Annotated in this window: 12 protein-coding genes; 7 read left to right on the forward strand and 5 right to left on the reverse strand. The window is 28.7% G+C overall.

The annotated features are described in order from the left end of the window. From selB to aroB, 4 genes are all read right to left on the reverse strand, one after another. A partial coding sequence (gene selB, locus Q0V08_RS06940) for a selenocysteine-specific translation elongation factor (protein ID WP_297433314.1) occupies window positions 1-811 on the reverse strand: 811 nt, incomplete at its 3' end. A 2-nt stretch (window positions 812-813) separates the two neighbouring features. Beyond that, window positions 814-2,199 (reverse strand): L-seryl-tRNA(Sec) selenium transferase, encoded by a 1,386-nt coding sequence (selA, locus tag Q0V08_RS06945; protein ID WP_297433316.1) that lies wholly within the window; start codon window positions 2,197-2,199, stop codon window positions 814-816. Between the two features lie 10 nt (window positions 2,200-2,209). Continuing rightward, window positions 2,210-3,235, reverse strand: coding sequence for a selenide, water dikinase SelD (gene selD / locus Q0V08_RS06950; protein WP_297433318.1), 1,026 nt, complete (start codon window positions 3,233-3,235; stop codon window positions 2,210-2,212). A 48-nt stretch (window positions 3,236-3,283) separates the two neighbouring features. Continuing rightward, window positions 3,284-5,263, reverse strand: coding sequence for a 3-dehydroquinate synthase (gene aroB, locus Q0V08_RS06955; RefSeq protein WP_297433320.1), 1,980 nt, complete (start codon window positions 5,261-5,263; stop codon window positions 3,284-3,286). A gap of 141 nt (window positions 5,264-5,404) precedes the next feature. Here aroB and Q0V08_RS06960 point away from each other — a divergent pair, with 141 nt between their 5' ends. From Q0V08_RS06960 to Q0V08_RS06990, 7 genes are all read left to right on the forward strand, one after another. After that, a complete protein-coding gene (locus Q0V08_RS06960; protein WP_297433322.1) occupies window positions 5,405-6,997 on the forward strand; it encodes an FAD-binding protein in 1,593 nt (530 codons plus the stop codon). A 106-nt stretch (window positions 6,998-7,103) separates the two neighbouring features. Next, on the forward strand, window positions 7,104-7,940 hold the full coding sequence (gene htpX, locus Q0V08_RS06965; RefSeq protein ID WP_297433324.1) for a zinc metalloprotease HtpX: 837 nt from the start codon (window positions 7,104-7,106) through the stop codon (window positions 7,938-7,940). Between the two features lie 65 nt (window positions 7,941-8,005). After that, a complete protein-coding gene (locus Q0V08_RS06970) occupies window positions 8,006-8,158 on the forward strand; it encodes a hypothetical protein (RefSeq protein ID WP_297433326.1) in 153 nt (50 codons plus the stop codon). A gap of 91 nt (window positions 8,159-8,249) precedes the next feature. Beyond that, window positions 8,250-9,098 (forward strand): phosphatidylglycerol lysyltransferase domain-containing protein, encoded by an 849-nt coding sequence (locus tag Q0V08_RS06975; RefSeq protein WP_297433328.1) that lies wholly within the window; start codon window positions 8,250-8,252, stop codon window positions 9,096-9,098. A gap of 12 nt (window positions 9,099-9,110) precedes the next feature. Continuing rightward, on the forward strand, window positions 9,111-10,529 hold the full coding sequence (locus tag Q0V08_RS06980; RefSeq protein ID WP_297433330.1) for a leucyl aminopeptidase: 1,419 nt from the start codon (window positions 9,111-9,113) through the stop codon (window positions 10,527-10,529). Window positions 10,530-10,580: 51 nt separating this feature from the next. Beyond that, a complete protein-coding gene (locus Q0V08_RS06985) occupies window positions 10,581-11,723 on the forward strand; it encodes a GNAT family N-acetyltransferase (RefSeq protein WP_297433332.1) in 1,143 nt (380 codons plus the stop codon). A 24-nt stretch (window positions 11,724-11,747) separates the two neighbouring features. Beyond that, window positions 11,748-12,221: a DUF2628 domain-containing protein gene (locus tag Q0V08_RS06990; RefSeq protein WP_297433334.1), complete on the forward strand. Its 474-nt coding sequence runs from the start codon at window positions 11,748-11,750 to the stop codon at window positions 12,219-12,221. A 28-nt stretch (window positions 12,222-12,249) separates the two neighbouring features. On the opposite strand, the gene Q0V08_RS06995 is transcribed toward Q0V08_RS06990, so the two are convergent. Then, the coding region (locus tag Q0V08_RS06995) for an SIMPL domain-containing protein (RefSeq protein ID WP_297433336.1) at window positions 12,250-12,768 on the reverse strand (519 nt) is incomplete at its 5' end.

Here is a 12,768-nt window from a genome sequence, read left to right on the forward strand (position 1 = left end):
GATTTACAATAGTTTTACTATTAGTTAAAAGATTACCTCTTTCAAGCTCTTTTGCAGTTACTCCAGTTATGTTTAAAGCGCACCTTTGTTGAGATGAGATTGACTCCAAATCTTTTCCATGATTTTGAATACCTTTTATTCTAACACTAGCTCTTTGTGGGTAAAGAGTTAGTGTCTCTCCTCTTTTTATACTTCCAATAGTAGTACCACTAACAATAGTTCCGATTCCTTTAGGAGAATAGATTTTATCAATATCTAATCTGAAAGTATTTATATTATTAGTAGATGGTAGGAGATTAGGGTTTTCAATCTCTTTTAAAATGAGGTTATACAAGGCTTTATAAGTTGAAGGATCTTTTGAACTAACTTCAACAATGGGAAAGTTTTTAAAAAACTCCTCTTTAAACTCTTGAGAAATTTGAGCTTTAACCTCATCAACTCTTTCAGATGTAACTAAATCTCTCTTTGATAAAACAATAATTCCATTTTTTATTCCAAGAAGCTTTAAAATCTCTTTATGCTCTATTGTCTGAGGCATAATACCATCATCACAAGCTATTAAAAATAGTACAAAGTTAATACCTTTAGCACCAGCAACCATATTTTTAATAAACTTTTCATGCCCAGGAACATCAATGATACTTATGATATCACCAGAAGGAATATTTAAAGGGGCAAAACCAAGATCAATGGTCATCCCCCTTTCTTTTTCCTCTTTCATAGTATCGGTATTTATATTTGTTAACATTTTAACTAAAGTTGTTTTTCCATGATCTATATGACCAGCTGTACCAATTACTATATTTTTCATATTTATACTCTCTCTAAGAATTTTCTAAAGTTTTTAATAATTATTGAATACTCATCGTTATGAATTGTTTTTAAATCAATAAAGAATTGATTATTTTGAACTCTTCCAACAATGGGTGTATCCTCTTTTAAAAAAGCTGTTTCAACTTGTTTTCCATCTAAAGAGGTAATAACAACACCATAACTATCAATAGTAGCATCAGGCATAGATCCACCACCAATTATAGCTTTTGTTTCAATAATTTCACTATCTATTTCAATCTCTTTTAAAAGATTTTTTAAAATCTCAGCTCTTTTGAAAACTTCACCTATAGGTTCTAGTATTCTGTTTAAAGTAGGATTTTTTTCAATAGCTACTTTTTCATCAACATATTGCTTAAAGGTAAACTCTAAAGCACTAATAGTCATTTTACAAACTCTAAAAGCTCTTAAAAATTGATTTTTTTTCAACTTTGAAATTAACTCTTTCTTTCCAATAATTACTCCACACTGTGGTCCACCTAAAAGTTTATCTCCACTAAAAGTAATTAAATCAATACCAGAGTTTAAAGATTCAAAAATTGTAGGCTCCTTTTTTTGCCCATATTTAGAAAAATCTATCAGTACACCACTACCAAGGTCTTCCATTGAGATTATTTTATGTTCTTTTGCTAACTCAGCAATATCTTTATTAGAAACAGCTTTGGTAAAACCAGAGATATGATAGTTAGATGTATGAACTTTTAAAAGCATCGATGTATTTTCATTGATTGCTTTTTGATAATCAGCTAGATGAGTTCTATTAGTAGTGCCAACTTCAACAAGCTTAGCACTTGAAAGTTCCATAATATCTGGAATTCTAAATGAACCACCAACTTCAACAAGTTCTCCTCTAGAGATAATAACCTCAGTGTTTCTACTAAACTCATTTAAACAAAGCATAACAGCAGCAGCATTATTGTTAACTACTAAAGCGGCTTCAGCACCAGTAACTTTTGCAATAAGATCTTCCACATGAGAGTATCTGCTTCCTCTTTCACCTGTTTTTAAATCAAACTCAAGATTACTATATCCACAAAGTGAATTTTGTAGATGTTCAATTAGTTCTTTTGAAAAAAGAGCTCTACCTAAGTTTGTATGTAGAATAGTTCCAGTACCATTTATAACTCTTTTAAAATTAAACTCTAAGTTTTTAGTTAGAGATTTTGTAATTTCCTTTTCAATATCTTCAATAGAGTATTGAGTGATAACTTCTTCAAGAATTCCTTTTCTAAAAAAGTTAATCCCCTCATTAACAGCGTCATAAACCTCTTTATAAGGTTTATCTTTAAAAAACTCCTTTTCATTTAGTAGATCAATAACTTTATCTACCTTAGGAAGGTTTCTTAAAAGAGTTTGTTTATTAGTCATAATATTCCCCTTATCTAACTACAATATATTTTCCGTTGTATTTATCTACAGTTCCAATTAAAGATGATTTTATCTTAAGAGCATTTAGTTTTTCCATAACCTCTGATGCATATTTTGAAGAAACAGAAAATAGTAATCCACCAGATGTTTGTGGATCTAGCATAATCTCTTGTAACCAAAATGGAACTGTTGAAATATCAACTTTATCATTTAAATAATTTCTATTTTTTTGCCCCATAGAGTTTATATAAAACTCTTTAGCAAACTCTTTAGCAATTTCTAAATATGGAATAAGCTCTTGTTCTAAAACAAAAGTTTTTTCAGAAGCTACAGCCATTTCATAGGCATGACCTAAAAATCCAAACCCTGTAATATCAGTACAAGCTGTTATAGGATAATCTCTTATAATTTCTGCAGAGTATTTATTTAAAGTTGTCATTATTTCAACCCATTCAATTTTAACTTCGTCAGATAGAGTTTCAACTTTTGAAGCTGTAGAAATAATACCTGTTCCTAAAGGTTTTGTTATAATTAAAACATCTCCCTCTTGAGAACCATAGTTTTTAAAAACTTTGTCAGGATGTACTAGTCCAGTTACAGAAAGACCATATTTAATTTCAGGATCATGAATAGAGTGTCCACCACTTAGAACAGCTCCAGATTCAGCGATTTTTTCAGCTCCACCTCTTAAAATTTCTCCTAAAATTTCGATGTTTTCTTTTTCAGGGAAACAAACTATATTCATAGCTGTTCTAGGTTCTCCACCCATTGCATAAACATCACTTAAAGAGTTAGCTGCAGCTATTTGTCCAAATATATATGGATCGTCAATCATAGGTGTGAAAAAGTCTAAAGTTTGAATTAAAGCTATATCATCTGTTAATTTGTATATAGCAGCATCATCAGATTTTTCAAAACCAACGATTAAATTTTTATCTTCCACACTTGGAAGATTTTTTAATAAATTTGAAAGAACCTCCGGTCCTATTTTACTTGCTCAACCACCAATTGAGCATCTATCTAATAAAAGTTTCATTTAGCGCCTCCTTATTCATAAAAAATGAACCTATAAATTATACCACAATTATATATTTAATACCATACCACCCTCTAAATTATCAACTGTTGAAACTGTGATGCTATTTTTATTTAAAATATCTAAAAGAGTTAATAATATTAGATTTCCAGCGATGATAACATCAGCACGGTTAGGTTCTAAACCAATAATTTTTTTACGATCTTCTAAAGTTTTACTTAAAAATAGATATAAATTTTCTTCTAAATCCATTTTTGTTAAAACATAGCCATTTATCTCTTTCTCATCAAACTTAGGAAGCTTTTTAACAATAGAAACATTAGTTGTAACAGTTCCTGCAACACCAATAATTTTAAAATTATTACCTTCAAATTTTATTAATTCATTAAAAAACCCTTTTAAATAATTACGAGCAGATAAAAGAGTTTCCTCATTATAGTTTTCATCTGAAAAAAACATCTCTGTTAGTTTTACAACTCCAATTGGAAAGCTTTTGATGTAATCAATTCCATTATAATCTCCAATGGTAATTTCACTACTACCGCCTCCTACATCAATAGTTGCTATTTTTTCTCTATAGATGTTGCTATTTCCATTAAAACTTAATTTAGCTTCAATCTCTCCAGGAATAACTAAAGTATTTATATCAAACTCATTTTTTATTCCTTGAACAAACATACTACCATTGCTGGCTTCTCTTGTAGCAGCAGTGGCAAATGCAATAAGTTCAGTTACACCCATAGAATCAGCTTTTTCTTTAAATCTTTTAATAATATAATATGTTTTTTCAATAGATTCTTTTGAAAGAACACCAGTTTGATTAAGGTTTTTTCCCAATCTAGAAACCTCTAAGTCTTTATATAGTGGTGTAATAATCTCTATTTTATTATCAGTTTTTTCAATTTCTGCAATAAAAAGTCTACAAGAGTTAGTTCCTATATCTATAACACCTTTTAAAATTCTATTTTTAAAAGAGTGATTAACTTCAGAGATAATCTCTTTAGAGATGGGCATATTTTCAAGAGTCCCATTTTTATCAATAATAAACTTAATTTTGTCATGAGTATTTTTTTTATCTTTTTTCATAACATTTATTAAAGTTTCTTCCTCTATATATATAGGAGTAGGATCAATTTTATAGAGATTGAAAAGTTCTTTGATAGAATTAATATATTCCTCTGTAGCAAAACCTAAAAGTTTAGAAATTTGCATTTCAAAAAGTATCCCTTTAGCTACTCCTTCACCATGAGAGATATGCTGATAGTCAAAAAGAGTTTCTAAAGCATGACCATAAGTATGTCCTAAGTTTAAAAAAGCACGATCTCCTTTTTCAAACTCATCTTTTTCAACAAACTCCTTTTTTATTTTACAAGATTCATAAATCATTTCAATTAAAACTTCAGGTTTTAACTTTAAAATATCTCTATATGATTCAATTAAGAAGTTAAAATAACTTTTATCTTTGGAAATGATACTATGTTTAATAACTTCTCCCATACCAGATTTAAATTGACATAAAGGTAGAGTTTTTAAAAAATTAATATCTATAATAACTCCGATAGGTTGTTTAAAAGAACCAATTAAGTTTTTTCCAAGAGAGTGATTTATAGCAACTTTTCCTCCTATACTAGCATCAACTTGAGCTAATAAAGATGTTGGAACTTGTAAAAAATCAAGACCTCTCATAAAAGTAGAAGCAATGAATCCTCCTAAATCACAAACAACTCCACCACCAACACATATGATTAGAGAGTTTCTAGAAAAGTTATTCTCTATTAAAAATGAAAAAATCTCCATAGAAGTTTCCATATTTTTGTATATTTCACCATCTTCAATTTTATAAACATAAGTTTTTTTCTTTGGAAGGTTGCTTAAAATCTTTTGGCTATAAAGTTCACCTATAGTTTTATTTGTAAGTAGTAGTATTTTGTCATAATTTTCAGTAAAATCATTAAGTCTATCTATTGTATTTTGTCCAATAAAAATGTCGTATGAATTTATAGAAGTCTTCATAACTAAATTTTTCATAATATTGGTCTCCTTTTGTTTAATTTTCTATAGTTAAAGTATAATATTTTTATAAAAAAAAAGCAAATTTACCAAAAAAATGTTTGCATAAAAAACAAAAAATATTATAATAAGAACATATAAATGATTTTGGAGGGGAAAATGAAAAAGAAAGTATTGTTTTTTGCAGCATTGAGTGTACTAGCGTTTGGACAAAGTGAGAAATCTTACATTGGAAAAGGAAATGGTTATGGTGGAGAGTTAAAAGTAAATGTAAAAACAAAAGGGGAGGAGATTGTTGATTTAGAGTTAATATCTCATAAAGAAACATCACCAGTTGTAAAAAGAGCATTTCCTATTATTAAAAAGAGAATTTTAGAGGCTCAAAGCCCTATTGTAGATAATGTATCAGGAGCAACTTATACATCTTTTGGAGTTAAAAGAGCAGTAGCAGAGGCTTTAAAAGCTCAAGGGAAAGATTATGGAAAGATTACAGTGAAAACAGGTGGACCAAAAGAGGAGATAGCATATCTAGAACCAGTAAATACAGATATAGTTATAGTAGGAGGGGGACCTGCAGGTCTTGCAGCAGCAATATCAGCTAAAGAAGCAGGAGCTAAAAATATAATATTAATAGAAAAATTAGATATTTTAAGTGGAAATGGAAAGTTTGACATGAACTTTTTTGATCTAATAAATTCAGAAGCACAAAAGAAAAATGGGACTTTTGATACTGTAGAAACTTTTGTAAAAGATAAAGCAAATAAAATGGATACAATGGAAAGAACTCAAGCTCAAGCTGAAGGAGCATTTAAACTTGACACATGGTTAAGAGGAATGGGAATAGAATTAAATCATAACTATGGTTTAAGAAATCATATGGCTGAGAAGGATGCATATGCTGGAGAAGAGATTCAAGATGGATTAGAAAAGAAAGTAAAAGAGTTAGGAATAGATATAAGAACAGGAACAAAAGGTTTAGATTTAATTGTAAAAAATGGAGAGGTAACAGGAGTTAAGGTTCAAAATAAAAATAAATTTTATGATATAAATGCTAAGGCAGTTATCCTTGCAACAGGAGGGTTTTCTCATAACAAAGAACTACTTGCAAAATATGCACCAGGGTCAGAAACTTTAGCAACATCAAATCAAATGTCAGCAACAGGAGATTTTATTCCTGTATTTGAAAAGAATAATTTAAAGATGGATAACTTAGATGTTTTAAGTATATTCTCTTTTATACTTGTTCCAAGTAGAGATTTAACAGGAGGAGGAGACGGGTATATACTAGTTAACCAAGAGGGAAAAACATTCTTAAAAGACAAACCAACAAGTATGGAAAGAGCTAAATCTATTGAAGCTCAAACTGGTGGTTATGCTTATTATGTGTATGATCAAGATTTGTATGATTCTTTCTATCGTTTACAAAAACATAATAATTTAGGACTTCATACAAAGGCTGAAACAATTGAAGAGTTAGCTAAAAAATTAAATGTTCCAGTGGAAGAGTTAAAAAACTCAACGAAAACATTAAAAAAAGAGGGACCTTATTATGGTGCAAAGGTTCAATCAGCTATTCACATGACAAAAGGTGGAGTAGTAGCTGATGAGAAAACACAAGTTATAAATACAAAAGGTGAAAAAGTAAAAGGTCTTTATGCAGCTGGAGAGGTTACAAGCACTAGTGCAGCATATAGTGCAGCAGTTGTATTTGGACGTATTGCAGGTGAAGAGGCTGCAAACTCTATAAAATAGCTAAAATGAAGAGGGATATTAGGTTAAATATATCCCTCTGTTTATTTACAAAAAATAAAAAATATGGTATTTTATAGAAAAAAGTCAAAAAGACTGGAGGTAAAAAATGCAAGGTTTTAAAACGTTTATATTAATGCTAGTAATGACCTTATTGCTATTATTTATAGGAGGAGCTATTGGTGGAAAAACAGGAATGACAGTAGCTTTAGTTTTAGCAGGAGTGATGAATTTTGTATCATATTGGTTTAGTGATAAAATAGTGTTATCAATGTATGGAGCACAAGAGGTACCAGAAAATAATAAAGTTTATTGGATAACAAAGAAATTAGCTGAAAATGCAGGATTACCTATGCCAAAAGTATATATGATAAATCAAAGTCAGCCAAATGCTTTTGCAACTGGAAGAAATCCACATCATGCAGCAGTTGCAGTAACAAGAGGATTAGTAGAACTTATGGATGACAACGAGTTAGCAGGAGTAATAGGACATGAATTAGGGCATGTTTCACATAGAGATATACTAATTCAAAGTGTGGCAGCAACTTTAGCAGGAGCTATTGCATATATGGCTAATATGGCAAAATGGGCAGCTATTTTTGGTGGTGGAAGAAGAGATGAAGATGATAATCATGGAGGAATTTTTGGGTTATTGGCAATAAGTATTTTTGCACCTTTAGCAGCAATGTTAGTTCAAATGGCCATATCTAGAAGCAGAGAGTATAAGGCTGATAATTTTGGAGGAAAGATTTGTGGTCATCCAAGATACTTAGCAAATGCTTTAAGAAAATTAGAGTCATATGCTACAAGAATTCCTATGGATGCAGCACCAGCTACAGAAAATATGTTTATTGTTTCACCTTTAGCAGGTAGTAAAATGGCAAATCTATTTAGTACTCATCCAAGTACTGCAGATAGAATAAGAAGATTAGAGGAGATGGAGTAAAATAAAATTTGACAAATATAATAATATGAAGTAAATATAAAAAGTAAAGGGATGGAGGAATAGTTATGGAAAAGACTGTTATTTCTCAAAAAATTCTACTTATATTTACGTTAATATTATTGACTTATCTTATTATGATTTTATTTGAAAAAGATATAGATACCTTTGATGATTTAGAAAGGATTCTTCTTTTTAGACATTTTAGGCTACATATGTAGAGAGTCAGAGTTATATCTGACTCTTTTTAATTTGACACTAGAGCCTTATTAGTATATACTTGCAATAGTATATTAAGGCGGTGTAGAATAGATGAACTGGAAAAAGTTAACAATAGAAAGCAGAGATGAACTACAAGAATTTTTAAAAAATAAGTTTGAAACTTCAGATATGAATTTTACAAATCTTTTTTTATGGAGTTTTAGTGAAAATATTCAATACGCAGTTGAAGAGGACATACTTTATATAAAAGGATTTTATGAGGGGAATGAATATTATTTTTCACCTGTCTCAAAAGATGATAATAAAAATAAGATAATAGCAGCTGTAAAAAAAATTAAAGAAAAAAATGGAAAGATTGTTTTTATTCCTGAAAGTTATAAAGAATTTTTAAAAGAGGATTTTGCAGTGACAGAGGAGAGAGATTCATTTGACTATATCTATTTACAAGAGGATTTAGCAGAACTTAAAGGGAGAAAATTTTCTTCTAAAAAAAATAAAATAAATAAATTTAAAAAAACATATAATTTTACCTATGAAAAAATATCAAGAGAAAATATAGAGGATATAAGAATTTTTCAAAGAGAATGGACTGAAAATAGAAAAGAGGATACGATTATAATATCTGAAACTATGGGTATAGAGGAGCTTCTTAATAACTATGAGATTTTAGAGTTAAGAGGTGGTGTTGTAAAAGTTAATGGGAAAATAGTAGCTTATGCCATTGGAGAAAAATTAACAGAAAACATGGGAGTTATCCATATTGAAAAAGGGATATTTGATTACCAAGGAAGCTATCAGATGATAAATATGTATGTTGCAAAAGAGGAGTTTTCTGATGTTGAACTTATGAATAGAGAGGATGACTTTGGGAGTTTAGGGTTAAGAGAGGCAAAATTGTCTTATCAACCTATAAAGTTTATAAAAAAATACAGTATATAGAGGAGGAACACTATGTTTAAAGTTATCAATAAAATTGAAAAAGGTTATGATTTAAATATTGTATTATGTTTTGAGGGAAAAGTTAATATTTGTGAGCATATATCTGCTACAAATAAGGATTTAATAGAAAAATTGATAGATAAAAAAGAGTTTGTAGGAAAAAAAGGTGAAACACTTAAAGTTGAATTTTTAGAGGGAACACATTTAATATCAATGGCTTTTGTAGGAATGGGTAAAGAGGAGGAGTTTAATTTAGACATATATAGAGAAGTAATGTTTGATGTATTATCTAAAGAGAAAGGTTCAACTTTAATATCAGCAGATAATGAAAAGCTATTAGATTATAATGTTTTAGGAGAGATTTCATCTAATGTAAACTATAATTTTGATATATTTAAAGAGAAAAAAGGTGAAACTTTAGAAATAGATTTATTTATTCCTGGAGATGAAAAAGATTTTTCTGAAACAGTTCTTTTAGGAGAGGCTACAGATATAGCTAGAGATTTAGTAGATTTACCTGCAAATATAATTAATCCAATAACTTTAGCAGAAAAAACTGTTGAACTTGGAAAGAGATACGGATTTGAAGTTGAAATTTTAGATGAAAAAGAGATTGAAAAGTTAGGAATGAACCTTCTTTTAGCTGTGGGAAGAGCATCAATAACAAAACCTAGACTTATTGTAATGAGATATTTAAATGGAAAAGATAATGATGAGAAGATTGGATTAGTAGGAAAAGGATTAACATATGATACAGGTGGACTTTGTATAAAACCAGCAGATTCTATGTTTGAAATGAAAAGTGATATGGCAGGAGCAGCTTCTGTAATAGGTGCTATGTGTGCTATTGCTAAAGGAAAAGTTGAAAAGAATGTAATTGCAATAGTTCCAGCATGTGAAAATGCTATAAATGAAAATGCTTATAGACCAGGAGATATTATAAAATCAATGAATGGAAAAACTGTTGAGATTATAAATACAGATGCAGAAGGTAGACTAGCATTAGCGGATGCTTTAACTTATGCTGTAAGAAATGAAAAAGTGACAGAGATTGTTGATTTAGCAACTCTTACTGGAGCAATTCTTGTTGCTTTAGGAACAATTACAACTGGAGTATTTTCAAATAATGACGAAAAATATGCTCTATTAGAGAAAAGTAGTAAGTTGTATGGAGAAAAAGTTTGGAGAATGCCAATATTTGATGAGTATGCAGAACTATTAAAATCAACAGTTGCTGATGTAAAACATACAGGTGGAAGAATGGGTGGATCAATAACAGCAGCTAAGTTTTTAGAAGGATTTGTTGAAGGTTTACCATGGATACACATGGATATAGCAGGAACTTCATTTAATAGTGGTGTAAAATGGCTTAAAAAAGGTGCTACAGGAGTTGGAGTAAAAGCACTTTATAGTTATGTAAAAAATAGATAAGATAAAAAGGTGAGAATTTCTCACCTTTTCTTATATAAGGTAGGTGATAATATGGTAAAAAATAAATTAAAAATGTTATGGAAAGATCTTTTTAATGATGAATCTGATTATATAAGTTGGTATTTTGATAATATTTATAAAGAAGAAGATACAAAAATATTTTTAGAAAATAAAGAGATTTATGGAATGTTATTTGAAAACAGGTACCATTTATCTGTTGATAACCAAAGATTTATGGGAAGATACTTAGTAGGTATTGGAGTGGCTCCTGAAAAAAGAGGAGAGGGAGTTATGAAAGAGCTACTTTTAAAAAGTTTAAAAGAAGCATACGATTTTGGAGAGGAGTTTATATACTTAACTCCAATTGATAAAAAAATATATGAGAGATTTGGATTTACTTATATTTCATCACTTTCAAAGTATGAGTTAAGTTTTTCTGCCTTATGTGATTTTAAAAAAGAGTATAAAATTGAAAAAATACAAGATGAAAATTATAATCAAAATATTTTGATAAAATTAAGTGAGTTTTATAGAGGAGTTTCTGAAGAATACTATGTAAAAGTTGCTAGAGAAAAAGAGGATTATAAAAAGATATTATCAGAAGTTTTTTGTGAAGATGGAATAGTCTATATTAGTTATGATATAACTGGAAAAATAAATGGATATATGAGTTTAACTAAATCTGAAAATATATATGTAAAAGAACTTTTATTTAAAGATAAAGATAGTTTAGAGGGTTTACTGTCTATTTTATATGGATATAAAGATTATTATAAAAAAATAGAGATTATTTTACCTGAAAATACATATTTAGAGGACTATTTAGATAGTGAAAATTTAGTTAAAAAAACTCTAAAAAATAAAGTACAAGTAAGAGTTTTGCATGTTGAAAAAGTGTTAAAAAGACTTAGTAAAAATTTAAAAGAGAATGAAGAGATTAAAATATATGTACAGGATAGATATATAGAATCAAATACAGGAGTTTTTAAAATAAGTAAAAATGAAATTGAAAAGTTAAATGGAGAGTTTGACTTAAGTTTAGATATAAATGACTTAGCAACTTTAGCCTATGGATTTAGAGATTATGAATCTTTAAAAAAAATAGAAAGTTTTTATATAAAAAATAAGGATAAAGAGGAAATATTAAGTAGAATATTCATAAGAAGAATAAACTATTTTAATCAAGATTTTTAGAATATAAATAGCTAAGGAGGGACCATGGAGAGTAGGTTAGAATATGTAGAAAAACATCTAGGGAGTTTAGAAGACTTTATAAGAAAAAATTCCAAATATTACTTAGAAAGTTGGAAAAGTGAGAAGATTAGATTCAATTTCGCAGCATTTCTATTTGAAACACTATGGTTTGCTTATAGAAAAATGTATAAAAGTGCAGTTATACTTTTACTAATGAATCTTATTATAAATTTAGTAACATTTTTGGTATTGATAAAAACAAAGTTTTTTATGGGCGGAACTCTTTTAGTTCTATTTATTAGAATATATATTGGATTTAAAGCTAATGATTTCTATTTTAATAAAGCACAAAAAATTCTTGAAAAAAGAGGGTTTGAACCAGAGGATGGAGATTGTGGAACAAGTATGCTAGGAGTAGCAATAATAGTATTTATAGCAGTTGTTTTTCAGGTATTATTAGATTTTTATCTAGGAGTTACACTATACTATCAAAATTAAAAAACAGCTGATATTTCAGCTGTTTTTCTTATTTTTCCATATAGAAAATAACATTCATACTTGCACTAACATCTATATCATTTGGAACTGTTAAAGGAATTGGAGTATCATCAGCTTTAGCTGTTGAATTTAACATAAAAGATATTGGTCTTGGCATTGAATAGTTTAAATCAATGTTTTTAGGAGAGATTTTAAAATTATCAATACCTGCAATTAATGCTGCTTTATATTTAGCATTTTCATATGCCAATTTATATGCCTTATCTTCTAACTCTTTTCTATCAGCTATAAAAAAGTTAATCTCACCAATGTTATTAACTCCTCCATTATTAAGAGCAGTAAGTACAGTACCAGCTTTTTCTAAATCATTACTAGTGATTAAGATTTGATTTCTAACAAAGTACTTCATTTCACCATCTTTTACATTGTAATCATTTCTATAGTTTAAAGAGTAGTTTTCAGTTTTTATATTGTTTTCTTTTAAGCCACTTTTCTTTAATAAATTAACAGCTTTGTTAACAATAGCGAAAATACAGATATTGTTAAC

This window comes from uncultured Cetobacterium sp. (genome assembly GCF_947038635.1).
Lineage (GTDB): Bacteria > Fusobacteriota > Fusobacteriia > Fusobacteriales > Fusobacteriaceae > Cetobacterium_A.

Coding starts and splice junctions, on each gene's coding strand:
- selA (WP_297433316.1), bottom strand. CDS start 2,199: ATGACTAATAAACAAACTCTTTTAAGAAACCTTCCTAAGGTAGATAAA.
- aroB (WP_297433320.1), bottom strand. CDS start 5,263: ATGAAAAATTTAGTTATGAAGACTTCTATAAATTCATACGACATTTTT.
- Q0V08_RS06960 (WP_297433322.1), top strand. CDS start 5,405: ATGAAAAAGAAAGTATTGTTTTTTGCAGCATTGAGTGTACTAGCGTTT.
- htpX (WP_297433324.1), top strand. CDS start 7,104: ATGCAAGGTTTTAAAACGTTTATATTAATGCTAGTAATGACCTTATTG.
- Q0V08_RS06970 (WP_297433326.1), top strand. CDS start 8,006: ATGGAAAAGACTGTTATTTCTCAAAAAATTCTACTTATATTTACGTTA.
- Q0V08_RS06975 (WP_297433328.1), top strand. CDS start 8,250: ATGAACTGGAAAAAGTTAACAATAGAAAGCAGAGATGAACTACAAGAA.
- Q0V08_RS06980 (WP_297433330.1), top strand. CDS start 9,111: ATGTTTAAAGTTATCAATAAAATTGAAAAAGGTTATGATTTAAATATT.
- Q0V08_RS06985 (WP_297433332.1), top strand. CDS start 10,581: ATGGTAAAAAATAAATTAAAAATGTTATGGAAAGATCTTTTTAATGAT.
- Q0V08_RS06990 (WP_297433334.1), top strand. CDS start 11,748: ATGGAGAGTAGGTTAGAATATGTAGAAAAACATCTAGGGAGTTTAGAA.